The sequence below is a fragment of the Micromonospora cathayae genome (assembly GCF_028993575.1).
GTDB classification, from domain to species: domain Bacteria; phylum Actinomycetota; class Actinomycetes; order Mycobacteriales; family Micromonosporaceae; genus Micromonospora; species Micromonospora cathayae.
In genome coordinates, this window is sequence record NZ_CP118615.1 from 1,521,826 (window position 1) to 1,548,775 (window position 26,950).

Annotated in this window: 24 protein-coding genes and 2 pseudogenes; 14 read left to right on the forward strand and 12 right to left on the reverse strand. The window is 72.3% G+C overall.

The genetic code is table 11. The features are described from left to right. Nucleotides 1–19: 19 nt before the first annotated feature. Nucleotides 20–1,016 (reverse strand): annotated as a pseudogene (locus tag PVK37_RS07055) (MaoC family dehydratase); the annotation flags it as partial. Then, nucleotides 1,013–2,443: a 3-oxoacyl-ACP reductase gene (locus tag PVK37_RS07060; protein ID WP_275032960.1), complete on the reverse strand. Its 1,431-nt coding sequence runs from the start codon at nt 2,441–2,443 to the stop codon at nt 1,013–1,015. The pseudogene PVK37_RS07055 and the gene PVK37_RS07060, both read right to left, overlap by 4 nt. Before the next feature lie 55 nt (nt 2,444–2,498). Here PVK37_RS07060 and PVK37_RS07065 point away from each other — a divergent pair, with 55 nt between their 5' ends. Continuing rightward, nucleotides 2,499–3,791 carry an acetyl-CoA C-acetyltransferase gene (locus tag PVK37_RS07065; protein ID WP_275032961.1) on the forward strand — a complete coding sequence of 431 codons (1,293 nt, stop codon included), beginning with the start codon at nt 2,499–2,501 and terminating at the stop codon, nt 3,789–3,791. A gap of 55 nt (nt 3,792–3,846) precedes the next feature. On the opposite strand, the gene PVK37_RS07070 is transcribed toward PVK37_RS07065, so the two are convergent. Then, on the reverse strand, nt 3,847–4,083 hold the full coding sequence (locus tag PVK37_RS07070) for a DUF6289 family protein (protein ID WP_275032962.1): 237 nt from the start codon (nt 4,081–4,083) through the stop codon (nt 3,847–3,849). A 191-nt stretch (nt 4,084–4,274) separates the two neighbouring features. Here PVK37_RS07070 and PVK37_RS07075 point away from each other — a divergent pair, with 191 nt between their 5' ends. Both PVK37_RS07075 and PVK37_RS07080 read left to right on the forward strand, forming a co-directional pair. After that, on the forward strand, nt 4,275–5,153 hold the full coding sequence (locus PVK37_RS07075; protein WP_275032963.1) for a TNT domain-containing protein: 879 nt from the start codon (nt 4,275–4,277) through the stop codon (nt 5,151–5,153). A gap of 26 nt (nt 5,154–5,179) precedes the next feature. Further along, complete coding sequence (locus PVK37_RS07080) at nt 5,180–5,431, forward strand: hypothetical protein (RefSeq protein ID WP_275032964.1); 252 nt, start codon at nt 5,180–5,182, stop codon at nt 5,429–5,431. 138 nt (nt 5,432–5,569) lie between these two features. Here PVK37_RS07080 and PVK37_RS07085 read toward each other — a convergent pair whose 3' ends face one another. The 4 genes from PVK37_RS07085 to PVK37_RS07100 all read right to left on the reverse strand — a co-directional run bounded on the left by PVK37_RS07085 (nt 5,570) and on the right by PVK37_RS07100 (nt 8,778). Continuing rightward, entirely contained in the window at nt 5,570–6,058 is a 489-nt protein-coding gene (locus PVK37_RS07085; protein ID WP_275032965.1) for a hypothetical protein, read from the reverse strand. A 694-nt stretch (nt 6,059–6,752) separates the two neighbouring features. Beyond that, complete coding sequence (locus PVK37_RS07090; protein ID WP_275032966.1) at nt 6,753–7,943, reverse strand: MAB_1171c family putative transporter; 1,191 nt, start codon at nt 7,941–7,943, stop codon at nt 6,753–6,755. Continuing rightward, on the reverse strand, nt 7,940–8,473 hold the full coding sequence (locus tag PVK37_RS07095) for an ImmA/IrrE family metallo-endopeptidase (protein WP_275032967.1): 534 nt from the start codon (nt 8,471–8,473) through the stop codon (nt 7,940–7,942). The genes PVK37_RS07090 and PVK37_RS07095 overlap by 4 nt, the downstream gene beginning before the upstream one ends. After that, the gene (locus tag PVK37_RS07100) at nt 8,470–8,778 is read right to left on the reverse strand and encodes a hypothetical protein (protein ID WP_275032968.1); all 309 of its coding nucleotides are present in this window, start codon (nt 8,776–8,778) and stop codon (nt 8,470–8,472) included. Before PVK37_RS07100 ends, PVK37_RS07095 begins: the two co-directional genes overlap by 4 nt. 651 nt (nt 8,779–9,429) lie before the next feature. On the opposite strand from PVK37_RS07100, the gene purB reads away from it, so the two are divergent. After that, nucleotides 9,430–10,854, forward strand: a complete 1,425-nt coding sequence (gene purB, locus PVK37_RS07105; RefSeq protein WP_275032969.1) for an adenylosuccinate lyase — start codon at nt 9,430–9,432, stop codon at nt 10,852–10,854. A 9-nt stretch (nt 10,855–10,863) separates the two neighbouring features. Here purB and PVK37_RS07110 read toward each other — a convergent pair. Together PVK37_RS07110 and PVK37_RS07115 are read right to left on the reverse strand one after the other, a co-directional pair. Next, nucleotides 10,864–11,446, reverse strand: a pseudogene (locus tag PVK37_RS07110) (YbjQ family protein). Between the two features lie 86 nt (nt 11,447–11,532). Then, a complete protein-coding gene (locus PVK37_RS07115; protein ID WP_275032971.1) occupies nt 11,533–12,219 on the reverse strand; it encodes a S1 family peptidase in 687 nt (228 codons plus the stop codon). Between the two features lie 304 nt (nt 12,220–12,523). On the opposite strand from PVK37_RS07115, the gene purS reads away from it, so the two are divergent. The 4 genes from purS (at nt 12,524) to PVK37_RS07135 (ending at nt 17,079) form a co-directional block, all read left to right on the forward strand. Next, nucleotides 12,524–12,787, forward strand: a complete 264-nt coding sequence (gene purS / locus PVK37_RS07120; protein ID WP_275032972.1) for a phosphoribosylformylglycinamidine synthase subunit PurS — start codon at nt 12,524–12,526, stop codon at nt 12,785–12,787. Then, nucleotides 12,784–13,467, forward strand: coding sequence for a phosphoribosylformylglycinamidine synthase subunit PurQ (purQ, locus tag PVK37_RS07125; RefSeq protein WP_275032973.1), 684 nt, complete (start codon nt 12,784–12,786; stop codon nt 13,465–13,467). Before purS ends, purQ begins: the two co-directional genes overlap by 4 nt. A 76-nt stretch (nt 13,468–13,543) precedes the next feature. Then, nucleotides 13,544–16,318, forward strand: a complete 2,775-nt coding sequence (gene purL, locus PVK37_RS07130) for a phosphoribosylformylglycinamidine synthase subunit PurL (RefSeq protein WP_341483421.1) — start codon at nt 13,544–13,546, stop codon at nt 16,316–16,318. A gap of 5 nt (nt 16,319–16,323) precedes the next feature. Then, entirely contained in the window at nt 16,324–17,079 is a 756-nt protein-coding gene (locus tag PVK37_RS07135; RefSeq protein WP_275032974.1) for a 2-phosphosulfolactate phosphatase, read from the forward strand. Between the two features lie 170 nt (nt 17,080–17,249). On the opposite strand, the gene PVK37_RS07140 is transcribed toward PVK37_RS07135, so the two are convergent. Beyond that, a complete protein-coding gene (locus PVK37_RS07140; RefSeq protein ID WP_275034992.1) occupies nt 17,250–19,298 on the reverse strand; it encodes a carboxypeptidase-like regulatory domain-containing protein in 2,049 nt (682 codons plus the stop codon). Between the two features lie 133 nt (nt 19,299–19,431). Here PVK37_RS07140 and PVK37_RS07145 point away from each other — a divergent pair, with 133 nt between their 5' ends. From PVK37_RS07145 to amcA, 5 genes are all read left to right on the forward strand, one after another. Then, complete coding sequence (locus PVK37_RS07145; RefSeq protein WP_423791012.1) at nt 19,432–19,764, forward strand: sterol carrier family protein; 333 nt, start codon at nt 19,432–19,434, stop codon at nt 19,762–19,764. Between the two features lie 156 nt (nt 19,765–19,920). Further along, the gene (purF, locus tag PVK37_RS07150; RefSeq protein WP_275032976.1) at nt 19,921–21,492 is read left to right on the forward strand and encodes an amidophosphoribosyltransferase; all 1,572 of its coding nucleotides are present in this window, start codon (nt 19,921–19,923) and stop codon (nt 21,490–21,492) included. Between the two features lie 98 nt (nt 21,493–21,590). After that, on the forward strand, nt 21,591–22,742 hold the full coding sequence (purM, locus tag PVK37_RS07155; protein ID WP_275032977.1) for a phosphoribosylformylglycinamidine cyclo-ligase: 1,152 nt from the start codon (nt 21,591–21,593) through the stop codon (nt 22,740–22,742). Nucleotides 22,743–22,875: 133 nt separating this feature from the next. Then, nucleotides 22,876–23,979, forward strand: coding sequence for a cyclophane-forming radical SAM peptide maturase AmcB (gene amcB, locus PVK37_RS07160; protein WP_341483442.1), 1,104 nt, complete (start codon nt 22,876–22,878; stop codon nt 23,977–23,979). Continuing rightward, complete coding sequence (gene amcA / locus PVK37_RS07165) at nt 23,948–24,184, forward strand: multiple cyclophane-containing RiPP AmcA (RefSeq protein ID WP_275032979.1); 237 nt, start codon at nt 23,948–23,950, stop codon at nt 24,182–24,184. Before amcB ends, amcA begins: the two co-directional genes overlap by 32 nt. Before the next feature lie 146 nt (nt 24,185–24,330). Here amcA and PVK37_RS07170 read toward each other — a convergent pair whose 3' ends face one another. After that, nucleotides 24,331–24,546 (reverse strand): DUF3073 domain-containing protein, encoded by a 216-nt coding sequence (locus PVK37_RS07170; RefSeq protein ID WP_275032980.1) that lies wholly within the window; start codon nt 24,544–24,546, stop codon nt 24,331–24,333. 298 nt (nt 24,547–24,844) lie between these two features. Beyond that, nucleotides 24,845–25,927: a Glu/Leu/Phe/Val family dehydrogenase gene (locus tag PVK37_RS07175; RefSeq protein ID WP_275032981.1), complete on the reverse strand. Its 1,083-nt coding sequence runs from the start codon at nt 25,925–25,927 to the stop codon at nt 24,845–24,847. 177 nt (nt 25,928–26,104) lie between these two features. Here PVK37_RS07175 and PVK37_RS07180 point away from each other — a divergent pair, with 177 nt between their 5' ends. Then, nucleotides 26,105–26,944: a DUF8083 family protein gene (locus PVK37_RS07180; protein WP_275032983.1), complete on the forward strand. Its 840-nt coding sequence runs from the start codon at nt 26,105–26,107 to the stop codon at nt 26,942–26,944. Nucleotides 26,945–26,950: the final 6 nt, after the last annotated feature.

Below are 26,950 nucleotides of genomic sequence, written 5' to 3' on the forward strand. Positions count from 1 at the left end.
CACCGGCCCCGGCCCAGGACAGCAGTCCCGGGCCGGGGCCTCGCCGTTCAGGACAGTTGGCCCACCAGGTGCGGGCGGGTGGACTGCAGGGTGAAGGCACCGTCCGTGTCGGTGGCGAAGGTGACCGTGGACGGCAGCGGCACCGGCCGCTTGAAGGCCACCTCCACCGTGTACGCCGCCGGCAGCCGGGTCGCCAACGCGGCCAGGCAGCGGGCCTTGCTCCACATCCCGTGCGCGATCGGGCGGGGGAAGCCGAGCAGCTTCGCGCCGATCCGCGAGGTGTGGATGGGGTTGTGGTCGCCGGAGACCCGGGCGTAGTCCCGGCCGACCCGCGGCCCGACCCGCCACATTGCCGAGCCGGCCGGGACCGGAGGCCGCTCACCCCGTCCGCCCGGCTCGCCCCGTCCGCCCGGCCCGCCCCGGTCGTCGCCCGGCCCGCCGTCGCCTTGCGCACGCCCGTCCCGCCGGTCGTCGCCGCGCCCGCCCCGGCTGTCGCCGGCGGCCGGCCGTTCCCGTCCGAGGTACGTCGACACGCCCCGCCAGACCTCCTCGCCGGCCACCGAGCCGACCAGCACCACGTCGAGCTGCCGGCCGCGCGGGTGCGGTCGCAGGTTCTCCGCGTACGTGGTGAAGTCCAGGGTCTCGTCGGCGTCGACCGGCCGGCGCACGGTGATCCGGTTGCCGACGTGCACCACCCCGGCCAGCGGGATCGGGAAGTCCGGGGCGGTGATCAGCCGCAACGCCAGCGGGAAACCCATGATGTGCGGGTATGTCCCCGGCAGCGTGTCGGTCAGCCGGAACCCGCAGACCCGGTCGTAGTCGGCCAGCCGGGCCCGGTCCACGGTGACGCCCCGCACCCGCAGCTCGACGTCGGGGAGCGTGCCGGCCCGTCGGCCGCCGAGTCCCGGCACCGATCCGAGCACCGCCCGCCGGTACAGCGGCCCGGACGCGGGCAGCGCCGGCAGCTCGACGATCCTGCGGGCCGGACCGGCCCCGGGCTCCGGTGTGGTCATCACGCCCCCAGCAGGCTCTGGCCGCAGACCCGGACCACGTTGCCGCTGACCGCGCCGGACGCCGGCCAGGCCAGCCAGCCGATGGTCTCTGCCACGTCGACCGGCAGGCCACCCTGGGACAGGCTGTTCATCCGGCGGCCCGCCTCGCGCAGCACCAGGGGGATCCGGGCGGTCAGCCGGGTCTCGATGAACCCGGGGGCCACCGCGTTGACGCTGATCCCCCGCCCGGCCAGCGCCGGGGCGAGTGCGTCGACCAGACCGATCACGCCGGCCTTGCTGGTGGCGTAGTTGGTCTGGCCCCGGTTGCCGGCGATCCCGGCGATCGAGGAGACCGACACCAGCCGCCCGCCGGGTGGGAGCAGTTCCCGCTCCAGCAGCACGTCGTTGATCCGTTCCTGGCTGGACAGGTTCACGTCGATCACCTGGTCCCAGCGGTCGGCGTTCATCCGGGCGATGGTCTTGTCCCGGGTGATGCCGGCGTTGTGCACCACCGCGTCGACCCGGCCGTGCCGGGCGGCCAGGTGGTCGGCGAGCCGGCCGGCCGCGTTCGGCGCGGTCAGGTCGAGCTGTACGGCGGTGCCGCCGACCTCGTTGGCGACGGCGGCCAGTTCGTCCCCGGCCTCCGGGATGTCCAGCGCCACCACCTGCGCCCCGTCGCGGGCCAGCACCCGGGCCAGCGCCGCGCCGATGCCCCGGGCCGCCCCGGTGACCAGGACGACCTGGCCGTCCAGCGGACGGTCCCAGTCGGCCGGCGCGGACGCCGTACCGGTGCCGACCCGGACCACCTGCCCGGAGACGTACGCGGACCGGCCGGAGAGCAGGAACCGCAGGGTGGCTTCCAGGCTGGTGGCGGTGCTGGCGTCCCCGTCCGGCGTGACGTGGACCAGTTGCGCGGTGACGCCCCGGCCGAACTCCTTGCCGATGCTGCGGGTCAGCCCTTCCAGGGCGCGCTGGGCGGTCGCCTCGCGCGGGGTGGCCGCCCCGGCGGGCGGGGTACCCAGCACGATCACCCGTCCGCTGGGCGTCAGCGAGCGGGCGTACGGGTGGAAGAAGTCGTAGAGCTGGCGCAGGCCGGTGGAGTCGGTGATGCCGGTGGCGTCGTACACCAGGGCCCCGAACCGGGTGCCCGGGTCGGCGGACCCGTCGCCCCCGGTGCCAGCCGGCGTGGCCGCGGTGGCCGGCCCGGTGTCGGCCGGCGTGACTGCGGTGGCCGGGTCGGCGGTCACCACCTCGACCCCGGCGGTGGTGAGGATCCGTTCGACCTGGTCGGCGAGCCTGCTCCCGGTGGCCGCACCGAGCCGGGCCGGGCCGGGCAGCAGCGGGTCACCGGGCCGGTGCCGCCGCAGCCGGGGCGGGTCGGGCAGGCCCAGGCGCTTGACCAGCGCACGACCGGCCCCGGATTGGACGAAGCTCGCGTACCTGTCGGTCATAGGCGTAGCCTACTGGCGAGTAGGGTCAGGGCAAGTGTTTCGAGGAGGCGGGATCGTGCAGAGCATCCGACGGGTAGCGGTGATCGGCGGCAACCGGATCCCGTTCGCCCGGTCCAACTCGCGGTACGCCGACGCGTCCAACGCCGACCTGCTCGGTGCGGCCCTCGACGGGCTGGTCGCCCGGTTCGGGCTGGCCGGGCAGCGGGTCGGCGAGGTGGTCGCCGGGGCGGTGCTCAAGCACGCGAAGGACTTCAACCTGGCCCGCGAGGTGGTGCTCGGCTCGAAACTCGACCCGCACACCCCGGCGTACGACATCCAGCAGGCGTGCGGCACCGGCCTGGAGGCGGTGATCCTGGTCGCCAACAAGATCGCCCTCGGGCAGCTCGACGTGGGGATCGCCGGTGGCGTCGACACCACCAGTGACGCGCCGCTCGCGGTCAACGAGGAGATGCGCCGTACGCTGCTCAAACTCAACTCGGCCCGGACCCTGGGCGAGCGGCTGAAGGTCGCCGCGAAGCTGCGTCCGCTCCAGCCGTTCCAGCCGGAGATCCCGCGCAACGCCGAGCCGCGTACCGGGCTGTCCATGGGTGAGCACGCGGCCCGGACCGCGCTGCGCTGGAACGTCGACCGGCAGGCCCAGGACGAGCTGGCGCTGCGCAGCCACCAGCGGCTCGCCGCCGCGTACGAGCGCGGGTTCTTCGACGACCTGCTGACCCCGTACCTGGGACTCACCCGCGACCAGAACCTCCGCCCGGACAGCACCCTGGAGAAGCTCGGCGGCCTGAAGCCGGTCTTCGGCACCCGGGGGCCGGACGCCGAACGGGCCACCATGACCGCCGGGAACTCGTCGCCGCTCACCGACGGGGCGTCCACCGTGCTGCTGGCCAGCGAGGAGTGGGCCCGCGAGCGGAACCTGCCGGTGCTGGCCTGGTTCACCTGGTCCCAGACGGCGGCGGTGGACTTCGTGCACGGCGACGAGGGGCTGCTGATGGCACCCGCGTACGCGGTGCCGGCGATGCTCGACCGGGCCGGGCTGACCCTCCAGGACTTCGACTTCTACGAGCTGCACGAGGCGTTCGCCTCGCAGGTGCTGGCGACGCTGGCCGCCTGGGAGTCGCCGGAGTTCGCCAGGGAGCGGCTCGGCCGGGACACCCCGCCCGGCCCGATCGACCGGGAGAAGCTGAACGTGGTCGGCTCGTCGTTGGCGGCCGGGCACCCGTTCGCCGCGACCGGCGGCCGGATCGTCGCCACCCTGGCGAAGCTGCTCGCCGAGAAGGGCAGCGGGCGCGGCCTGATCTCGATCTGCGCGGCCGGCGGGCAGGGCGTCACCGCCATCCTGGAACGCTGACGGTGCGGCCCGCCGACGCCTGGCCGAGCGGCGCGGGGCCGGCGGGCTGTCCGGGTCAGAAGCAGCGGGTCTCCTGGAAGGTCAGGTAGCCGGTGCGGACGCCGTCGAAGTACCGGGTGCCGGTGCAGCTCTCGTAGAGGCTGCCGACGACCGTGGTCTTCGAGGCGTCCGAGTAGTAGGTGGTGTAGCACTCGAAATCGATCCGGCAGGCGCGCGCCTGGGCGGGCGAGCCGGGGATCATGGCGAAGGCGCTCGCTGCGAGGACGAGCGCGACGGCGGCACGACGGATCATGCTGATCTCCTTCGGGGGCGGCTCCCCGGCCGGCGCCAGGAGCCCTGAGGTGGCCAAAGGATAGGTCAACTTCTATCGGCGTGGCTACCGGCACCTTCCGCCTTTCAGGTACGAATACGGCAAACCCTCACATTCATGTTCGAACCTCCCGACGATGGGCTTTCTAGTCCGTTTTGTCCGTGGAGGTACCCATGAAGCTCAACCGGCGACTCCTGGCCCTGCTCGCCGGGGCCACCCTGGTGCTGCTGCCGCTGCCCGCCCAGTCCGTGCTGGCCGGCAGCGCCCAGGCCGTACCCACCCGTTCCGGCGGCCCGGCCGACGTCGACCACGACCAGCGGACCCGACCAGCCGACACCGGTCCGTCCACCGGCCGCCCGCCCGCCCAGCAGGCTGGACAGCTACCGATCCAGCGGCCCGGCGGCTCCGGCTCCGTCACCGGGTCACTGTGCCGGCCCGGGGTGCCGCCGAACGCCCCGCCCACCACCGCGTACTACGACAACAACCCGCTGCTCGGCCCGGCCCAACTGCCCACCGCCAGCCCGGTCGGCCCACTGCTCGCCGGCTACCAGCGCTTCGGCGCGCTCACCGAGCAGGAATTCCTCGACCAGTACGGCAACGCCGCCCAGGACGCGTACGTCTACCCGCCGGCCGGCGGCTTCGTGATCGCCCCGGACGGCCGCCCGATCAAGACGGCCCAGACCCTGCTGCCCGGGTACCGGCTGGACCGGTTCGGCTTCCCCGGCGGTGCCTACCTCTCCCCGCTCGGTACGCCGTTCAGCTCCCGGGCGCTGCCGCCGTCCAACCTGAACACCCCGGCCAACGCGCCGCTGGCGAACTACCACACGTACTGCGTGCTCAAGCCGTTCACCGTCGACTCCGGGCCGATCGCACCGTGGTTCGCCCAGCCCGGCATGGGTACCCAGTTCAAACTGGAGTCGAAGTACCTGCCGCAGGCCGGTACCCAGCTGAGCGTCACCTGGCTGGTCGCGCACGGGTTCCTGGTGGAGGAGAACATCGCCGCCCCGAACGTGAACCCGTGTGCCCCGAAGACCGGCGTCACCGTCTGCTGACGTCCAGCACCGACAGGAGGACCGGCGTGGACCGGCACGAGTTACGCAGCGCCCTGCTGGACACCGGGCTCTCCCCGGAGTCCTTCCAACTGGCGGGCGTCCACGAACACGTGCCGGTCCCGCCGGACTTCTGGTTCCTGCGCCGGGCCGCCGGCGGGCGCTGGGAGATCGGCCTCTACGAACGCGGCGAGTACGACGTCCGCGAGGTGCATGCCACCGAGGACGCCGCCTGCCGCGCCCTGTTCCACGCCCTCACCGCCCGCCCCGCCCCACCGTGATCCGGGCCCGAGCGAACCGACGGCAGGGGGTAGGAGAACGGTGGGGTGACAGCGCTCGCGAACCCCTGCGGCGTAGTTGATCCAGGAACCTCCGGTGCGGTCAGTCGGCGTGCCAACGACGGCAGGGGTCGACCCAGGTCAAGGACGAGGGTTGTCCAGCGGTGCTTCCGTGCCGCCCGTCCGGGCCGTGCCGCCCAGCCGCAGGGTACGGGGGGTCGACGTTCTTCCGAAGATCACGACGGACCTGGCGACGCGTCCTCTCGGCACCAGGGTCCTGCCTCTGGGCTCCGTACGCTCCTGCACGAGCGCTCGGAGCGCATGGACCTCCTGCCTCAGCTCTCGTACCTCGTTGCCGAGTTCGTCGGCGGTGATCGCGGAGGTGTGGGGCGTCCGGTGCAGGGCTTCGGTGATCCACGCCCGGATCAGCGTGGTCGTGGGAAGGTGGCGAGCGGCGGCCTCGGCGCGGACTGCTTCGAGCAGGGAACGAGGAAGGCGGAGCGACGTCCCGACCATCGGATCCTCGGCGACCTCGGTCTCCCAGCGCGCGGACCCGTGCTCCAGCGCAGCGGTCATCTCGTCGGACGTGTCCGTGGTGTCGTAGTGGTCGCGGGTGTCGTCGAGATTCATGTCTACCGCCCCCTTGCTGAGAAGATGCGCCTCTCGCCTGCTGTCATCTCCCTGCTCGTGACCACGTACCAGCGTCCGTCCATGGCCGCGCTGAGGACGACCAGTAAGAATCGCCCTGCCTTCGTGGTGCCGTACACCAGGGTCGTGCCGTTCCTGCCACCCAGGACGAGTCGAGGTCGGGTGTAGATCACGTCCTCGACGTCGCCGGGTGCCACGCTGTGTCGACCGATGTGTGCCTCGGCCTCTTCTGTCCAGTTGATTTCTCGCTCTACCCACCGTACCACGACGTAATACGCTAGCTCCCAGCCGAAAGGATCTCACGGCAGGGTGTGACGGGGCGGGTGCACACGGTGAACGGTTGGAGCGCTCCTTGAGATCGGGCGGAAAAGGAGGTGGCGGTGGACCGGGGTACCGCTTCGGTGGTCGCCGGTTGGGCCGCCGCGCCAGACGTCGAGGCGTACGGGCTGGTGGAGGCGGGTGAGTTGGTCGGCTGCACCCGGACAATGCCCCGGCGCCGCGGTGTTACGCCGCCGCCGGCTACCGGCCGGTGCCGGCGGCGGAGGCCGACGGGTGGAACCGGGGGCAGCCGGCGGCGTACGTCTGGCTCCGCCACGACCCGGACGCGCCCCGCGGAACGCGAAGGTGGCCGACGGCCGCGGCCCGACCCACCCCGGCGGCCCCGGCGGCCGGGGTGTCAGGGGTGGTCGCCGGTGTCCCGGGTGGCGGCGCCGACCAGCGGAGAGGTGGCGAAGGCGCGGGCCACCCGGGCCAACTGCTCGACCTCGCGTACCTCGTCGACGGCCGGATCGGGCGGGTCCGGCTGTTCCGGTCGGCTGCTGCGCACGTCGGCGCGCAGCGCCGCCAGCGCGGCGCGCAGCTTCGCGGCCTCGACCACGGCGGCCAGGTCGTCGCCGCCGAGGCCGTGCTCCTCCGCGCGGCGGCGGGCCTGGTCACCGACGGCTTCGCTGAGGTACGGACGCAGCACCAGCCGGGCGTCGTAGATCTCGATGACCCGGCGGTGCAGCCGGTCGGCCGGTCGCCACCAGCGCCGGTCGTGGGTGAGGCGGACGGCGGGTACGGCCGCGCAGAGGGCGGCCCAGAGCGGGCGGAGCTGGTGGAGCAGCCGGATCCGGTGCGCGGTCCCGGCGGTGGTGTCGAGTTTGGGACCGAGGGCGGGCAGGGTCAGCCCGACGATGACCAGGAGCGCGCCGGTGCTGGCGGCGATCGGGACGATCCCCTCCCAGCGGGGCGGGTTCCAGCCGACGGCGGTGAGTACGTCGAGGACCCGGGCCGCGGTGTAGACCAGCCCGATCATCGCGCCGACCGCGGTGGTGCGCAGCCCACGGCGTAGCCAACCGGGCCCGACCAGCCGGGCGTACGGCCAGCAGATCCGGATGATGTCGATCAGCCCCGCCGAGAAGGCCACCAGGTACATCAGCAGGTACCCGGCGAGTTGTGGCCGGTGGGCGTAGGCGACCACGAAGTCGGTGTCGTGGGTGTCGGTGGGGCCGATGCCGACGAAGAGGACGGTGAGCACCACCGCCACCGCGCCGAAGGTGACCAGCCGGTTGCGACTGCGGGGGCGGGCGGTCTCGGCCGGGTTGGTCCACCAGAGCAGCAGGACCTGGAGGGTGGTGGAGAAGCCGACCACGCACAGGTGGGCGATCAGGGCGGCGACGTTGTCGATGCCGGTGACCCGGTCGGCGAGCACCCAGACGGCCGGGGTGGAGACGGTGAAGGTCAGGCCGAGCAGGGCGAACGAGCTGGTGACCGCGTGCCGGGCCGGGGCGACCGGGCCGTTGCGCATCGCCGAGCACATCCGGGCCCCCGCCGCGACCCAGGCGAGGACGGCGAGTCCGGGATAGAGCAGTTCGTGCACGGTCACGGCCCGGCGAGGGACTGTCGGATCCGGTCGACGACGGCCGCGGTCGACGGATCGGCGGTCGGCGGGTCGGTGGGGGCGGCGGGCGGGGCGGGGCGCTGGCCGGCGTGCTTGCGGAGCAGCCCGGCGATCACCTCGGCCTCCCATTCGGTCCGCTCGTCGTAGCCGGGCATCCGGCCGAGCACCGAGGTGACCATGGCCGGGTCGAGGGTGGGCATGAGCAGCCGGGCCAGGTCGCTGGTGCCGACCGGGCGGGCGGCGTGTCCGGCGAGCAGGTGGCCGAGTTCGTGGGCGACGATGTGCCGCTGGTGCAGCGGGCTGGTCCGGTTGTCGTACGCCACGTAGTGGCTCTGCGGGGTGGTGATCACGATGCCGCAGGGCGCGTCGGTCGGCAGCGGCAGGGGCAGAAGCTGGACGGGGCGGTCGAGGCGCTCGGCCACCGCCTGGCACAGGGCCGCGCTGTCGGCGGTGGCGGGGACCCGGATTCCGCTGGTGAGGCGCGTCAACCGTCGTTTGGCACGCCACCCGGTCATGACTGTCCGTCCTCCGCCGCCACGCCGTCCGCTGTCGGCCCGGCGTCCGGTGCCGGCACGCCGTCCGCTGTCGCCACGCCGTCCGGTACCGGCCCGGTGTCCCGGCCGGTGAGACCCTCCAGTTCCAGGCAGCGGTCGACCATCTGCTGGATGACCTGCTGGCTGGCCGGGGAGAGGCCCTTGTGCTGGAGCACGGTACGCAGCGACACGTGCTGCACCTGGAGCTTGCGCAGCGCGTCCAGCGTCCGGAGGTCGGCGATGGTGTGCCGGGCCTGCTCGTCGTCGAAGAAGTATGCCGGGCTCACCCCGAAAAACTGCGCGAGTGCTTCTATGTGTTCCTTCGTGGGGTTTGTCCGACGACCCGTACGTAATTGCCAGATGTACACATCGGAAATGGATCCGCCCGCTGCGCGAATTGCCGCGGCCACATCTTTGTTGCTGTGCGGACTTTCCCGGCCGGCCGGCCGGATGGTCTCGAAGAGCAGGTTGAGCCGGTCCGCGAACGAGGTACCGCTCTCGGCTGTGTCGTTCAAGCCTTCTCACCTCCACGCTCGCCGGAAAGCTCAGGTTAACCAGCGTTCTTCTGCTATTAACGTCAGTTGACGCTCCCCGTGCTTCATCGTAGGCTCATCGATGTTGGCGCGTGGCTCGACCCAGTCGCCATCTCGCATGCCGGTGCTCGAATCTGGGGGGATTCAGGCGCCGCTCCGGTAACGCAGAGGCCGGCATCCACGGGGGGAGATGCCGGCCTCTGCCACGCACCATAGCGACGCGTCCCGCCCGGTGCAACGGGCGGACCGTGATCGATCGACCACGGTCGGACGGGTCGCCGTGCGGGGGGTTCCGGTCCCGTCCGGGGTGCGGCCGGACGGGATCCGGCGACCCTCCCACATCCGAGGGCTCCGGCCCCGTGACCTGGGTGGGGCGGTGGTCGACGCGTACCGGAGAATGGCCGGGTGACGACGATCCCGAACGTGCTCGCCCACCGGTACGCCTCCCCCGAGCTGGTCGCCCTCTGGTCCCCGGAGGAGAAGGTACGGATGGAGCGGCGGCTCTGGCTCGCCGTCCTGCGGGCCCAGCGCGACCTCGGGGTGGCCGTGCCGGACGGGGTCGTCGAGGCGTACGAGCGGGTGCTCGACCAGGTCGACCTGGCCTCGATCGCCGAGCGGGAACGGGTCACCCGGCACGACGTGAAGGCGCGGATCGAGGAGTTCAGCGCGCTCGCCGGGCACGAGCACGTGCACAAGGGCATGACCTCCCGGGACCTCACCGAGAACGTCGAGCAGCTCCAGATCCGCGCCTCGCTGGAGCTGATCCGGGACCGGATCGTGGCCGCGCTGGCCCGACTGGCCTGGCTCGCCCACGAACACACCGGCCTGGTGATGACCGGCCGGTCGCACAACGTCGCCGCGCAGGCCACCACGCTGGGCAAGCGGTTCGCGTCGGCCGCCGAGGAACTGCTGGTCGCGTACGAGCGGCTGGAGGACCTGCTCGGCCGGTACCCGCTGCGGGGCGTCAAGGGCCCGGTCGGTACCGCCGCCGACCAGCTCGACCTCTTCGACGGCGACGCGACCAAGGTGGCCGAGCTGGAGCGGCGGGTAGCCGAGCACCTCGGCTTCGCCCGGGTGCTGGACAGCGTCGGCCAGGTGTACCCGCGCTCCCTCGACTTCGACGTGCTCGCCACCCTGGTGCAGGTGGCCGCCGCGCCGTCGTCGCTGGCCACCACGATCCGGCTGATGGTCGGCCAGGAGCTGGTCACCGAGGGCTTCAAGCCCGGCCAGGTCGGCTCCAGCGCGATGCCGCACAAGATGAACACCCGGTCCAGCGAGCGGGTGAACGGCTTCGCGGTGATCCTCCGGGGGTACCTGTCCATGGTCGGCGAGCTGGCCGGTGACCAGTGGAACGAGGGCGACGTCTCCTGCTCGGTGGTCCGCCGGGTGGCCCTGCCGGACGCCTTCTTCGCCGCCGACGGGCTGTTCCAGACCTTCCTCACCGTGCTGGACGAGTTCGGCGCCTACCCGGCGGTGATCAACCGGGAGCTGGAGCGGTTCCTGCCGTTCCTCGCCACCACGAAGATCCTGGTCGCGGCGGTCCGGCGGGGGGTCGGCCGGGAGGTGGCGCACGAGGCGATCAAGGAGCACGCGGTCGCGGTGGCGCTGGCCATGCGGGAGCGGGGCGCGGCGGAGAACGACCTGTTCGACCGGCTCGCCGCCGACCCGAGGCTGGGCCTGACCCGGGCCGAGATCGCCGACCTGGTCGCCGACCCGCGTACCTTCACCGGGGCCGCCGCCGCCCAGGTCGAGGCGGTCACCGCCCGGATCTCGAAGATCGTCGTCCGGCACCCCGAGGCCGCCGCCTACTCCCCGCCCCCCATCCTCTGAGCTGACCTGTCAGGCGTCGCGGGTGGGGGTTTCGGCGGCGGTGGAGAGGGTCGGTGCGCTGGGCGGTTCGGCGATGCCGCCGGGGGCCTCGGGCAGCTCCGCCTCGTGCGCGGTGCCTGCGGCCACCACCGGCTGGTCGGGGGGCATGGTCGCCGGCATCCGGGGTACGACGACCACCGCCGTCCCGTAGGCGCACATCTCCATCCACATCTCGCCGCAGTCGCGGCTGTCGAACCGCATCCCCACCACGGCGTTCGCGCCGAGGCGGCGGGCCTCCTCGCCGAGCCGGGCCACCGAGTCGGTACGCCAGCGGGTGAGGTTGTCCGGGGCCATCGGGTCGTACGCGCCGCCGCGCAGGTTCTTCACGCCCTCGCGGTACGGGTTCCGGGTCCTGGCCATCGAGGACACCACCTCGCCGAGGACCTGGCGGATCTCGTAGCCGGGCAGGCTATCCGTCGTGACGACCAGCACGTCATCGATGCTGGCATCCGTCCGGGCGGGCGGTTCGCGAGCCGTGTTCATCTCGCCGGATGCTGCGAAACAGCACGGCGCGGACGCACCGGCTCGTGCCGGGGCATCCGCGCCGTGTCAGGTCATCCGCGCCGTGGCGGGCTGTTCCCGCCAGTCAGGTCCATCCGGGTCGTTCCCGGTCGGCCGGTCGGGAACCGGTCAGGCGGGTCAGATCCCGGTGATCGAGGTGATCCAGGAACGGCTGGATGCCACGCTGGAGTAGTTCTGGATGGTGGTGCCGTTGGCGGTGGAGGCGACACCGACCTGGCGGCCGTTGTAGAACTGCGGGCCACCCGAGTCGCCCCGCCAGGCGTTGCCGTTGATCCGGGTGCTCTGGATCGCCGGGCCGCCGTACGCGTCGCTGGTGGTGCCGGTCACCTGCACGTTGGCGGTCTTCATCTGGCTGGACGCCGAGCAGCCGCTGTAGCAGGTCATGCCCCAGCCGTAGATGCTGTTGGTGGAGCCGGACGGCGGGTTGGCGGTGCCCAGGGTGACGTACGAGGTGCTGACCGGGCTGGACAACCGCATCAGCGCCAGGTCGTAGCGGGTGTAGCTGGCGCTGACGGTACGGGTGGTGCCGCCGGAGGCGTAGTAGACGCTGCCGATCCGGACGGACATCGAGCCGCTGACGCAGTGCCGGGCGGTGAGCACCCAGTCGGCGCCGATGACGCTGCCGGAGCAGGTGAACGAGCCGTTGCTGAACACCGCGGCGGCCCACGGCGCGGAGGAGACGTAGCCGCCGCCGATGATGTACGGGGTGACATCGGCGGACGGGGCGGCGGTGGACGGCGCGGCGAAGCCGAGCGCGCCGACGAACGCGGCGCTGAGCGCGGCGACCAGGTTACGGATTCGCATGGCGGGGACTCCTTAACCATCGACATCTGTCGACGTACAGTAGGGGCTGCGCGGTTGCGCCGACAAGAGTCCGATAGATATCGGCCGATACATAACGGGGTTGGTGAGCGCTCCTCGCGTACCGGCGGGGACGCCTCCCGGGCGGGCGTGTCGGTGCTGGCCGACAGCGGTCCCGGTCGGTAATGTGGATCACTGTCCGGACTGCCGCCGGCCGGTGCGTCCGGAGCCTCATCTGCCAGGTAGGCTGGCTGCGCTCGCCCGTTGTGGGTCGGCACCCAACTGCGTACACAGTCAGGAGTGCCCAGTGCCTCGCGTCGTCGTCGACGTCATGCTCAAGCCCGAGATCCTCGATCCGCAGGGCCAGGCCGTCGCAAACGCGCTGCCGCGGCTCGGCGTCAGTGACGTCGCCTCCGTCCGGATCGGCAGGCGGATCGAGATCGATTTCACCGGAGAGCCGGACCTGGACCGGGCCCGGGAGATCGCCGACAAGCTGCTCGCCAACCCGGTCATCGAGGACTTCACCGTCCATCTGGTCGAGACCGACGACACCGTGGACGCGAACCGGTGACCGCCCGCGTCGGTGTGGTCACCTTCCCCGGTTCGCTCGACGACGGGGACGCCGCCCGCGCCGTCCGGATCGCCGGCGGTGAGCCGGTCCGGCTCTGGCACGGCGACGCCGACCTGCACGGCGTCGACGCCGTGGTGCTGCCCGGCGGTTTCTCCTACGGCGACTACCTGCGCTGCGGGGCGATCGCCCGGTTCGCCCCGGTGATGGAGACGATCATCGACGCGGCCCGGGGCGGGCTGCCCGTGCTCGGCATCTGCAACGGCTTCCAGATCCTCTGCGAGGCGCACCTGCTGCCCGGCGCGCTCACCCGCAACCAGCACCTGCACTTCCGCAACCGCGACCAGGTGCTGCGGATCGAGGCCACCGGCACCGCCTGGACGAACACGTACCAGGACGGCCAGGAGATCCTGATCCCGGTCAAGAACGGCGAGGGCTGCTACGTCGCCGACCCCGCCACGCTGGACCAGCTGGAGGCCGAGGGGCGGGTCGTCGCCCGGTACCTCGGCGGCAACCCGAACGGGTCGCAGCGGGACATCGCCGCGATCACCAACGCCGCCGGCAACGTGGTCGGCATCATGCCGCACCCGGAGCACGCGGTGGAGGCGCTCACCGGCCCGTCCCTGGACGGCCTCGGCTTCTTCACCTCGGTCCTCAAGCACCTGGTGGGAGCGCCGGCGTGAGCCGGCAGCACCACGGGATCATCGGTCTGCTCCGCCACCCCGGCAACGGTGGCGACGAGCGCAGCGAGGAGAAGTCATGACCACCCACCCGGACCCGGTGGCGGCCAGCGCCGACCCCCGGTTCGACCGGCTCGACACCGTGCCCCGCGCCGCCGACACCGCCGGCGAGCTTCAGCCGTACGCGGAACTCGGCCTGCGTGACGACGAGTACGACCGGATCCGGCAGATCCTCGACCGCCGGCCCACCCAGTCCGAGCTGGCGATGTACTCGATCATGTGGAGCGAGCACTGCTCCTACAAGTCGAGCAAGGTGCACCTGCGCCAGTTCGGCGAGAAGGCCCCGCCCAGCGACCGGCTGCTCGCCGGCATCGGCGAGAACGCCGGTGTGGTGCAGGTCTCCGAGAAGCTGGCCGTCACCTTCAAGGTCGAGTCGCACAACCACCCGAGCTTCGTCGAGCCCTACCAGGGCGCGGCGACCGGCGTCGGCGGCATCGTCCGGGACATCCTCGCCATGGGCGCCCGCCCGGTCGCGGTGATGGACCCGCTGCGCTTCGGCGCGGCCGACCACCCCGACACCGCCCGGGTACTGCCCGGCGTGGTAGCCGGCGTCGGCGGCTACGGCAACTGCCTGGGCCTGCCCAACATCGGTGGCGAGGTGGTCTTCGACCCCTGCTACCAGGGCAACCCGCTGGTCAACGCGCTCTGCCTCGGCGTGCTGCCGGTCGACCGGCTCCAGAAGAAGGAGGCCGCCGGCCCCGGCAACGTCGTGGTGCTGATGGGCGCCAAGACCGGCCGGGACGGCATCGGCGGCGTGTCCGTGCTGGCCAGCGCCACCTTCGACGAGGGCAGCGAACAGCGTCGCCCGTCGGTGCAGGTCGGTGACCCGTTCATCGAGAAGCTGCTGATCGAGGCGTGCCTGGAGCTGTACGACGCCGAACTGGTCGTCGGTATCCAGGACCTCGGCGGTGCCGGGCTGACCTGCGCGCTCACCGAGACCGCCGCGGCGGCCGGCACCGGCATGCGGGTCTGGCTGGAGCGGGTGCCGCTGCGCGAGCCCTCGATGGAGCCGCACGAGATCCTCGCCAGCGAGTCCCAGGAGCGGATGCTGCTGGTCGTCGAGCCGGAGAAGCTCGAATCGGTGCTGAAGACCTGCGAGAAGTGGGGCGTGCTCGCCACCGCGATCGGCGAGGTAACCCCGCCCACCGGGGACGGCAGCCCGGGACGGCTGCTGATCACCTGGCGGGACCAGCTCGTGGTGGACGTGCCGCCCGGCTCGCTGGTCGACGACGGTCCGGTCTACGCCCGCCCGATGCGGGAGCCGGCCGACCTGATCCTGCTCCAGGCCGACCGGGCCGAGACGCTGCCCCGGCCGAGCAACCCGGACGCGCTGCGGGAGACCCTGCTGCGCATGATCGCCTCGCCGAACCTCTGCGACCGCACCTGGGTCACCGAGCAGTACGACCGGTACGTGCTGGGCAACACCGTGCTGGCCCAGCCGGAGGACTCCGGCGTGATCCGGATCGACGAGCGTACCGGGCTGGGCGTGGCCCTCTCGGTCGACGGCAACGGCCGGTACGCCCGCCTCGACCCGTACCACGGCACCCGGCTGGCGCTCGCCGAGGCGTACCGGAACGTGGCGGTGACCGGCGCGAAGCCGATCGCCGTCACCAACTGCCTGAACTTCGGCTCGCCGGAGGACCCGGGCGTGATGTGGCAGTTCGCCGAGGCCGTGCGTGGTCTCGCGGACGGCTGCCAGGAGCTGGGCATCCCGGTGACCGGCGGCAACGTCAGCTTCTACAACCAGACCGGTGCGGCGGCCATCCACCCGACCCCGGTGGTCGGTGTGCTCGGCGTACTGGAGAACGTGACCGAGCGGGTGCCGATGGGTTTCGCCCCGCGTCCGGCCGGCGAGCACGACCTGATCTTCCTGCTCGGCGAGACCCGCACCGAGCTGTCCGGCTCGGAGTGGGCCTGGGTGACCCACGGTCACCTCGGTGGCGTGCCGCCGAAGGTGGACCTGGCCGGTGAGCAGGCGCTGGCCGAGCTGATCACCGAGGCGGCCCGGGTGGGTCACCTCAGCTCCGCGCACGACCTGTCCGACGGTGGCCTGGCGCAGAGCCTGGTCGAGTCCTGCCTGCGGCGGGGCGTGGGCGCGCAGATCGCGCTACCGGACCGGTTCGCCGACGGCTCGATGCCGTTCGTGTACCTGTTCAGCGAGTCCGCCGGTCGGGCCCTGGTCTCGGTGCCGCGCGGCCACCAGAAGGCGTTCACCGCCCTGGCCGCCGAGCGCGGCGTGCCGGTGGAGGCGATCGGGGTCACCGACTCGACGGGCGGCGCGCTGGAGGTACGCGGGCAGTTCCGGATCGGGCTGGACGAGCTGCGCGAGGCGCACACCGCCACGCTGCCCCGGCTGTTCGGCGGCCCGGACGTGGTCGACGTGCCCGCCCCGGCGGCCGGGGTCGCCGGCGCGGCCGAGGCGGTGCCGCTGGCCGACATCCCGCCGGTCGACGCTGAGCAGACCGACCCGCCGATCGCCGGTGCGGTGGAGGCCGGTGCGGTGGAGGCCGGGCCGACGGTGACCGAGCCGGCCGGTGGGCCGACGGTGGTCGAGCCGGCCGGTGGGCCGACGGTGACCGAGCCCGCCGATGGGCCGGTGCTGGTCGAGTCGTCCGGCGATGCGGTGCCGTCCGATTCGGTGCCGGCCGGGGCTGCTGACGGGCCGGTGCCGGTAGGGTCTGCTGACCGGCCGGCGGAGGCCGCTCCGACGGCCGCTCCGGTGGCGGCGGACGGTGCCGCGGACCAGCCGGAGACCGGCGACGCCGAGCCGCCCGCCGGTTCCGCCCGACACTGAGCGCGATGGCCGCCTCGGTCTTCACCCAGCCCGGGTCGGGTGCCCGGTTCGACTGGGGGATCACCGGGGCGGCCGAACTCGGTCGGGTCTGTGCCGCCCTGGTGGTGGTGGACGTGCTCTCCTTCACCAGCTCGGTGGAGGTCGCGGTCGCCCGGGGCATGCGCATCCACCCGTTTCCCTGGGGTGAGCAGGCCGCCGACTACGCGCGCCGGTTCGGCGGCACCGTCGCCGTGGGCCGCCGACAGACGACCCCGGACCATCCGTGGTCGCTCTCACCGGCCGCGTTGCGGAACGCGCCGGTCGTGGCCGACCTGGTGCTACCGTCGCCGAACGGCTCGGCCATCTGCGCGGCAGCCAGCTCGACCGGCCTGCCGGTGGTCGCGGCCTGCCTGCGTAACGCCACCGCGGTCGGGGGCTGGCTGCGTCAGGAGGGGTACGGCGGCAGCGACGCACCGATCGGGGTGATCGCCGCCGGGGAACGCTGGCCGGACGGATCGCTCCGCCCGTCGGTGGAGGACCAACTCGGTGCGGCGTGCGTCCTCGACGCGCTCTCCGGTGTCCCGGGTGGACTGTCGGTGGAGGCGGCGATGGCGCTGGCGGCACTCGCCAGTACCCCGGACGTGCCGGCTGCGGTGCGGGGCTGCGTGTCCGGCCGGGAACTCGTCGAGAACGGCTTCGCCGAGGACGTGGAGATCGCGGTGCAGGTGGACGTCTCCACGGTGGTGCCGGTACTGCGGCAGGGCGTCTTCGTCGCGGCCTGACCGCCTGGCCGCGCCGCATCCACCGCGCCGCCCCACTGCGCCTGGCCGCGCCGCATCCACCGCGCCACGCCCGCCTACGCATCGGCAGCCCACCGAACGGCCCGAGCGGCCGCCCCCGGAGGAGCAGCCGCTCGGTCTTGATCCTGCCCAGCTGGCCCGCAGGCCCGTGGTCAGTCGTCCAGCCAGTCCAGCCGGCGACCGCCCCGGTCCTGCTGCGGGGGTTGACCGTCCCGGCCCCGACCGCCCTGCTGCTGGTCGTAGCCGCCGTACCCGCCACCCTGCTGCTGGTCGTAGCCGTAGCCGCCGGCCTGCTGGTCCTGGCCGCCGCCGTACCCGCCGCCCTGGCCGCTGTCGCCGTACCCGCCCTGGCCGCCGCCGTAACCGCCACGCTGGTCGTAGCCGCCCTGGCCACCGCCGTACCCGCCGCCGCGCTGGTCGTACCCACCGCGCTGGTCGTAGCCGTCGTAGCCGCCGCCCTGCTGCTGGCCCTGGTCGTACCCACCACCGGGTGCGCCGCCGTAGCCGTAGCCGCCGGCCGGTTCCTGACCGTAGCCGTGGCTTCCGTCGGCCGGCTGGTAGGTCGAGGTCGGGTACGGATCGGCGGGCGGGGCGTAACCCTGGGCGGCGTCGCCACCGTAGCGGCCGGTGGGCTCGTCGTAGCGTTCGCCGTAACCGCCGCTGCCGCCCTGGCCCGGCGTGGAGTAACCGCCGGCCGGGCTGCCGTAGTCGTGCTGCCCGCCACCGTAGCCACCGCCGGAAGCGGGCGCGGTGCCGTACGGGCTGCCCGAGGAGGGCGCGGTGCCGTACGGGCTACCGGACGACGGCGCGGTGCCGTAGGGACTGCCGGATGACGGCGCGGTGCCGTACGGGCTGCCCGAGGACGGCGCGGCGCCGTACCCGCCGGCGCCGTAGCCGCCGGCCTGGGTGGGGGCGGGGTCGCCGTAGCCGCTGCCCGCCCAGCCGCCCTGCCCGGACTGGCCGTACCCCTGCTGCGGCAGGGGCGGCGCGCCGTACGGGTCCGGCGGGACGTCGTCGACCAGTGGACGGTTGTGCATCATGGTCGGCGCGTCGGCGAGGGCCGCCCCACCGACCATGGTCGGGTCGGTGACCCGGTTCACCACCCGGGTCTGGTCGTCCGCGCCACCCCGGTACGCACCCCGGGCGGCCGGGACCGCGCCCGCGGCGCCGGCGGCGTCCTTGGGGTCCTCCTCGTCGGCGTTCTCCTTGCGCTTCATCCACAGCAGCACGATGGTGCCGACGCCGATCGCGACGAACAGACCGCCGAGGATGATCAGCAGCCAGGAGCCGAAGCCGCCCGAGTCCTCGTTGGCGGCGTTGTCGACCGCGCCCCCGGGAGCCGCCTCGGTGGTCTCCTCGGTCGGTTCCTCGGCGGGCTCCTCGGTCGGCGGCACCTCCTCGGTGGCCTGCGGAGTCGGAGTGGCGGTCGGCTCGACGGCCAGCGCGAGCGAGATGCGCTGCCCGGAGACGCTCTGCCCGGCACCGGCGTTGATCGTCATGGTCTTGCGGACGTCGTTGAAGCTCGCGCCGAGCTGGATCTGACCCGGCGTGATCGGCTTCGAGGCGGAACCTTCGAACCGCCAGTCGCCGTCCTCGTCCGTGGTGGTGGAGTACTGGTGCCGCTGGGAGTCCAGCAGCGCGACGGTGGCGTTGGGTACCGCCTTGCCGTTGGTGGAGTTCGTCACCCGACCGGAGATGCTGCGTACCGTCTGCGGCTGTTGCGGCGCCGTCGTGGTCGGGGCGGCCGTCGCCTTCACGGTGAGCTGGAAGGTCGCGTTGCCGGTGCCGGAGTCGGACCTGACCTGTACGGTGACCTGGCCGTTCCCGTTCCGGGCGTTGTCGTTGGCCCGGAGGGTCAACTGTCCCGGCGGGGCGTCGAACCGGAAGTCGCCGCAGCCGCCGGAGCAACTGACGCCGGAGGGTAGGCCGTTGAGGCTGATGCTGCCGGATTCCTCGTCGCCGTCCGGGCTGATCTGGACGTTGACGGTGGCCTGTCCACCCGCGTCGATCGTGACCGAGCCCGGGGAGACACTGACGCCCGGGGCTGCCTGGGCGGGTGTGGCGGGGGAGGCGAGCAGGGCGCCGGTAACCAGCGCTACGACCACACCGGCCCGTTGCTTCCAGGCACGTCGGTGTGTTGACACGTCCACCGCCTTCCGGTCTGACTTCCCCGGCCGGGCGGCAACCGGGCCGGGGATCATCACGGTTTGAATAACGCCGTCGGCAACTATGCCTTGTCCGGCCGGATCAGCGCGACCCAGGGCCAGCGTCGGCAACCCTACTGCCGAGTCGTATCGTCCCGTCGTGTCCTCTCCGCACATAAAGTCCGCCGCGGTGACAGCGGCGCTCACCGCGCTCGACGAGGGGCGAAGGCCCGACCGGCCGGTCCTCCGGGAGGCGGTCCGGACGCTGCTGGCCGCCCTTGCCGAGCGGGCCCCTGGCCGATCGGTGGAAGTACGGGTTCCACCATACGGTGCGATTCAGTGCCTTCCCGGCCCACGACACACCAGAGGTACGCCACCCAACGTGGTCGAGATGGCACCGGAGGTGTGGCTGGCGCTGGCCGCAGGGCGGCTGGAATGGGACGCGGCGATCACGGAGGGTCGCGTTCAGGTCAGTGGAACGCGGGCCGATCTTTCCGGCCATCTCCCCTTGGAGCTGGGATGATCACTAACTGTCGATGACTCATGGGAGCGAGTTCGTGACTGTCGGTATCGCCAGTGCCTCGCGTACACTGTCAGACGACGTCCCGGCTTACCGCGCGGATCTGTGTGTGCGACACCACCCGAGCAGTCCAGACCAGCAAGCAAGAGGGAGCGGCAGGTGCCCCGAGGCGACGGCCGGCTGAGCCATGACCTTGACCCCCAGCGACCCGGTCCCCAGGACGCCTGTGGCGTCTTCGGCGTCTGGGCACCCGGCGAGGAGGTCGCCAATCTCACCTACTTCGGCCTGTACGCACTCCAGCACCGGGGGCAGGAGGCGGCCGGCATCGCGGTGAGCGACGGTTCCAGCGTCGTGGTCTACAAGGATCTGGGCCTGGTCGCCCAGGTCTTCGACGAGCCGACCCTGGCCAGCCTCCGCGGCCACCTGGCGATCGGTCACACCCGTTACTCCACCACCGGCGGCTCGACCTGGGAGAACGCCCAGCCGACCATCCGGTCCACCAGCGCCGGCACCACCATCGCGCTGGCCCACAACGGCAACCTGGTCAACACCGCCGAACTCCAGCGCGAGATCGCCGAGCGCGGCCTCGGGTCGTCGGACGGCTCGACCAACGACACCTCACTGGTGACGATGCTGCTGGCCAGCCACCCGGACCTCTCCGTCGAGGCCGCCGCGCTGGAGGTGCTGCCCACTCTGCGCGGCGCGTTCAGCTTCGTCTTCATGGACGAGTCGACGCTCTACGCGGCCCGTGACCCGCACGGCGTACGGCCGCTGGTGCTCGGCCGGCTGGAACGCGGCTGGGTGGTGGCGAGCGAGACCGCCGCGCTGGACATCGTCGGCGCGAGCGTGGTCCGCGAGGTCGAGCCGGGCGAACTGCTCGCCATCGACGTCGAGGGGTTGCGGTCCACCCGGTTCGCCGCGCCCGAGCCGAAGGGCTGCCTCTTCGAGTACGTCTACATCGCCCGCCCGGACGCCACCCTCGCCGGGCGGAACGTGCACGCCACCCGGGTGCAGATCGGCCGGCAGCTCGCCAAGGAGCACCCGGTCGAGGCGGACCTGGTCATCCCGGTGCCGGAGTCCGGCACCCCGGCCGCCATCGGGTACGCGGAAGCGTCCGGCATCACCTACGGCGCGGGCCTGATGAAGAACCCGTACGTCGGGCGGACCTTCATCCAGCCGTCGCAGACCCTGCGGCAGCTCGGCATCCGGCTCAAGCTCAACCCGCTGCGGGAGAACGTCCGGGGCAAACGGATCGTGGTGGTGGACGACTCGATCGTGCGGGGGAACACCCAGCGGGCGATCGTGCGGATGCTGCGCGAGGCCGGCGCGCTGGAGGTGCACGTCCGGATCTCCTCGCCGCCGGTGACCTGGCCGTGCTTCTACGGCATCGACTTCGCCACCCGGGCCGAGCTGCTCGCCAACGGGTTGGACAACGAGGGCATCCGTCGCTCGATCGGTGCCGACACCCTGGGGTACGTTTCGCTGTCCGGGCTCATCGCCGCGACCGAGCAGCCGAAGACCCGGCTCTGCCGGGCGTGTTTCGATGGTGAGTACCCGATCGGGCTGCCGGCCGGCAACCTGATCGGAAAACACGTGCTCGAAGGGGTGGGACGTCGGGTCACCGGCCCCACGCCGGAGGCCGCCGCCCGTGCCGCGTCCGACGGTACGGACCAGGTCGGCGTTCCACCACTCGTCGCCACTCCGGGCGGCGCGACCGCACACCGCCCATAGCACCACCATCCGGCGCGGAGTCGTCGGCGACGGCGACCAACGGTCGACGGGGACCCCGTCGCCGGCCCGGCACCGCGAGGACCACAAAGGGGAGAACCGTGACGCACGTGTCCGAGCGCAGCGGCGCAGGAAGCAGCCAGACCGGCGCCGGCGGAGACCGGCCCTGGACGGGCGGCACCGGCCGTCCGGCTCGCAAACGCTCGGTGTCGTACGCGGACGCCGGGGTCTCGATCGAGGCGGGCGACCGCGCGGTGGAGCTGCTCAAGTCCAAGGTGCGGCAGACCCGGCGGCCCGAGGTGCTGGGTGACCTGGGTGGCTTCGCCGGCCTGTTCCGGCTGGACACGAAGAAGTACACGAACCCGATCCTGGCCTCGTCGACCGACGGGGTGGGCACCAAGCTGGTCATCGCCCAGCAGCTCGACATCCACGACACGATCGGCATCGACCTGGTCGCGATGGTGGTGGACGACCTGGTGGCGTGCGGTGCCGAGCCGCTGTTCCTGCTGGACTACATCGCCTGCGGCGAGGTCGTCCCGGACCGGGTGGCGGAGATCGGCGCGGGTATCGCCGACGGCTGCCGGTACGCCGGTTGCGCGCTGCTCGGTGGCGAGACCGCCGAGCACCCGGGGGTGCTGCGCCCGGACGAGTACGACGTGTCGGCCACCGGCGTCGGCGTGGTGGAGGAGAGCGAGATCCTCAGCCCGGAGCGGGTCGAGGTGGGCGACGTGGTGATCGCGATGCGGTCGTCCGGTCTGCACTCCAACGGGTATTCGCTGGTCCGGCACGTGCTGCTGGGCGCGGGCCGGATGCGGCTGGACGTGGTGATCGACGACTTCGGTCGGCAGCGGACCCTGGGTGAGGAGCTGCTCACCCCCACCAAGATCTACGCGCAGGACTGTCTCAAGCTGATCGCCGAGGCCGAGGTGCGGTCCATCGCGCACGTCACCGGCGGCGGTATCCCCGGCAACCTGGTGCGGATCCTGCCGGAGCACGTGGACGCGGTGGTGAACCGGTCGACCTGGAAGCCGCAGCCGATCTTCGACCTGATCCAGGCCAAGGGTCGGATCGAGGACCACGAGATGGAGGCCACCTTCAACATGGGGGTGGGCATGTTCGCCATCGTCTCGGCCGAGGACGCCGACCGGGCGCTGGCCACCCTCGCCGGACGCGGGGTGGACGCCTGGCAGGCCGGCGAGATCATCGAGGGTTCCGGAAACGTGCAGATGGTGGGCCAGCACACCCGGGGCTGACCGTCACCGTCGGATGATCAGTCGTACACCCGATGGGGGGTTCACCCGAGTGGCCATCGCCGCCTAGCCTGAAGGTTCCTCAGGTGACCGGCGAAGGAGGGCGATGGCTGCCCGGGACCGCACGTTCAGCGGGATGCGCGGGGTCGCCGCCGTCCCGACGTACGTGGTGATGCAGCCGACGACCCTCTGCAACCTGGACTGCGTCTACTGCTACCTGCCCATGCGGGCGGCGGACCGGCGGATGCCGGTCGCGGTGGCGCGGGCCGTCGCCGGCTCGGTCAACGGCTGGGCCGAGCGGGGACGGTTCTCGGTGGTGTGGCACGGCGGGGAGCCTCTCGCGGCCGGCCGGGAGCACCTGGCCGCGCTGATGGCACCGTTCGGGCCGCAGGTGGAACACCACGTGCAGACCAACGCCACGTTGATCGACGACGAGTGGTGCGACTTCTTCGCCGCGCACCGGGTGCGGGTGAGCGTCAGCGTGGACGGGGGGCGGGCCCGCAACGCCGAGCGGGTCACCCGGGCCGGCCGCCCGGCGTACGACCGGATCGTGCGCGGGGTGGCGACGCTGCGCCGGCACGGGCTGCCCTTCTCGGCGCTCGCGGTGGTCAGCCGGCCCGCGCCCGGCCTCGCCACCGAGCTGTACGACTTTTTCCTCGACCTGGGCTGCGAGGTGCTCGGGATCAACATCGAGGAGACCGAGGGGGTGAACCTGCGGGGCAACGCGCACGACGCGGACACCGTGACCGCCTTCTGGGCCGAGCTGGTAGCCGCGTGGCGGCGGGATCCCCGGATCCACCTCCGCGAGGTGGAGTGGTCCCTCCGGTACGCCTCGGCGGTCCTGGACGGGACGGCGGACGACGTGCTGCCCCGACGGCTGGACCCGATCCCCACGGTCGGGTACGACGGCTCGGTCACCGTGCTCTCGCCCGAGCTGGCCGGCTTCTCCGACGCCCGGTACGGGGACTTCAGCAGTGGGAACGTGTTGTCCAGGCCGCTGGCCGAGATCGTGGCGGACGCGGAGCGGACGACCTGGGTGGGGGAGTTCCTCGACGGGGTCGAGGCGTGTCGTGCCTCGTGCCCGTACTTCGGGTTCTGTGGTGGCGGACACGCCGCCAACCGGTACTTCGAGCAGGGGCGATTCGACGGTACGGAGACCGAGCACTGCCGTAACAGCAAGATCCGCCTACTGGAGGGAGTGTTGGAGCATGCCCGAGACCACCAGTCACCGGCAGCCTGAGCGCGCCGGGGGGAAACCCGCGGATCGGATAGCGGAACGGGTACGCGCCGCCTCGGCCGGGCTCACCGCGCTGCTCGACGAGGCCGACGCGGCGCGCCGCCTGCGGGCGGAGACACCGGCCGGTGACGGGAGCAGCGCGGTCTGCGCGTGGAACCACTTCGAGAACATCCCGACGTTCTACAACTGGAACAACCGGCCCCGGTGAGGGCACGGAAGGGTAGGTCGAGGACCTGCCGGGCAGACCGGTCGCCCGGTCCGGCAGGTCCTCGACCGTCAGTTGGTGACGTTGGTACCCGCAGGGCACATGCGTGAGCACGCGGGGCTTACCGCGTGCTCAGCTGTGACCGTGGGTCAGCGGGCGGGACGGGCCCAGGGATCCGGGTCGTCGCCCGCATGGTCCTCGTCGTCGTCGTCGACATACTCTTTGTAGTCGTCGTCGAAGTCGTGGTCCGACTTGCCAGCACCCGCCAGTTCGCGCTGCAAGGCGGTGAGGTCGGTGTTCGGGGAGTGGTACTTCAACTCCCGGGCCACCTTCGTCTGCTTGGCCTTAGCACGGCCGCGCCCCATGGCTCGACCCCCTCGCACAGAATTCGGGGCAGCCCGAAGGCGGTCCCCGATGACGTCAGGCATCTCTCGTGGCTCTTACGGTACATGGGGATGCCCACCTTCGGCACCTCGGGTTACCGTCGGCCGGCCCTGCGCGTCGCAGTCAACCAGCCGTCACCGATTGTACCGGGTAAGGAGCGCTGCCGAAGGTGGGCGTGACGCACCGCAAAGGTGGCAGAGGTCACCGGAACGTGACGTTCCGGACGTACGGGGCGGTCCACCCGGACGGGCCACGGCGGGCCGCCCCCGGTCGGGGTCCTCAGGGAAGGTGGATCGTCCGGAGCCGGCCCACGTCCGCCATCCGCCGCTCGGCGAGCCGGTCGGCGGCCACCGCCGGCGGCACCCCCTCGGCGTCGGCGAGCCGGAGGATCTCCCGGGTGGTGTCGTAGATCCGGGTGGCCCGCAGCTTGGCCCGCTCGAAGTTGAACCTCTCGATCTCGTCGGCGACCTGGATCACGCCGCCGGCGTTCACCACGTAGTCGGGCGCGTAGAGGATGCCCCGCTCGGCGAGGAGCTTCTCGATGCCCGGGTGGGCGAGCTGGTTGTTCGCCGCCCCGGCGACCACCTTCGCGCGCAGCGCGGGCACGGTGTCGTCGTCCAGGGCCCCGCCGAGCGCGCAGGGCGCGTACACGTCGAGGTCGGCGGAGACCAGCGCGGAGACGTCGGCGACCAGCTCCACCTGCGGGTAGGTCTGCCGGGCCCAGTCCAGGGCCTTCGGGTTCACGTCGGTCGCCACCACCTGCGCGCCGTCGTCCACCAGGTGACCGGTGAGGTACCGGCCGACCTTGCCCAGCCCGGCCACACCCACCGTCCGGCCAGCCAGCGACGGGGTGCCCCAGACGTGTTCGGCCGAGGCCCGCATGCCCTGGAAGACGCCCCACGCGGTGAGGATGGAGGAGTCGCCGGCACCCCCGTGCTCGACGCTGCGACCGGTGACGAAGCGGGTCTCCCGGGCGATCACGTCCATGTCGGGGACGTAGGTGCCGACGTCGCAGGCGGTGTAGTAGCGACCGTGCAGCGACTCGACGAACCGGCCGTACGCCCGCAGCAGCGGCTCGCTCTTGAGCTGCTCCGGGTCACCCCAGATGACCGCCTTGCCGCCGCCCAGGTCGAGCCCGGCCAGCGCGTTCTTGTAGGCCATGCCACGGGAGAGGTCGAGCACGTCGGCGAGGGCGTCGGCCTCGCTGGCGTACGGGTAGAAGCGGGTGCCGCCCAGGGCGGGACCCAGCGCGGTCGAGTAGATCGCGATGATCGCCCGCAGGCCGGTCTGCTTGTCCTGGCAGAAGACGACCTGTTCGTGGCCGGCTGAGACCGGGTCGTCACCGCTCGCGAATACGCCCATGACTGCTCCTGGTGTCGGTGTGCGTCCTTGTGGGACACGGAACCTTGGCAATGGCCGGCGGGATGGTGCCGGTGCTGTGGAGCCTAATATCGGTCGTCGCCGTACCGCCGCCCGCAGTGGCCGGCGATCTCCGGACGTCCCCGCCGGTCCGATCGGCTTTCGTGGGAGGATCGCGCCGTGCCGTCGCTCTTCGCCTCATACCTGCGCGTGTACGAGCCGCTGGCCGCCTTCGACCGCGACCGTCAGTCCTACTGGCGTCGATACGTGGAACAGGGGCGGGCGGTGGCGCCGAAGGAAGGCCCCGGACGGCAGCGGACGGCGGTGATCGAGGCGCTCGGGGCGGGCTGGACCCGGCTACCCGACCTGCCGGACGAGGCGTACGTGCTGGAGACGCCGGAGACCATCCTGGTCTGCCCGTGGAACCTGCGGATCCGGGTGGCCGAGGCGGCGCTCAGCGCCCGGGAGGGTGTGCCGGCGGTGCTCGCCGACGCGTTCGTCCCGCCGGTCCTCGCCGGGCAGGCGAAGGCCGTGGTGGAGGACTGGCGCAGCGGGGCCCGGGTGCTGGAGCACGGGGTGCCCCGGCTGCACGAGCAGATCGCCACCTGGGGGGTGCCGCTGCGCTGGTTCGTGCTGGTCGACCCGGAGGAACGCGAGCTGGTCACCGAGCCGGAGCGGCGGGTGCTGCGCTACCGCACCGCGATCTCCAAGGCCCGGAGCCGTTCGTCCCGGGCGCTGAACGTGCTGCGCAAGTCGGTGGGGGACGCGCCGATCACCGAGGCGGTGGAGGAGGCCGCCCGCTGGCTGGAGGAGTTCCATCCCCAGTCGGTGGTCGAACTCGACTACGGCGGCCTGGTCGACCTGCTCTCCACGGAGACGTTGCGGGCGGACGACTCGCCCGAGCTGGTGGCGGCGGGGCTGGCCGGGCTCGCCCGGGGTGAGGCCGAGGGGGCGTCGGAGGCGTACGACTCGCTGGTCGCCCGATGGCGGGCGGTGCAGCTCCTGGAAAGGTGCAACTAGTCGTAA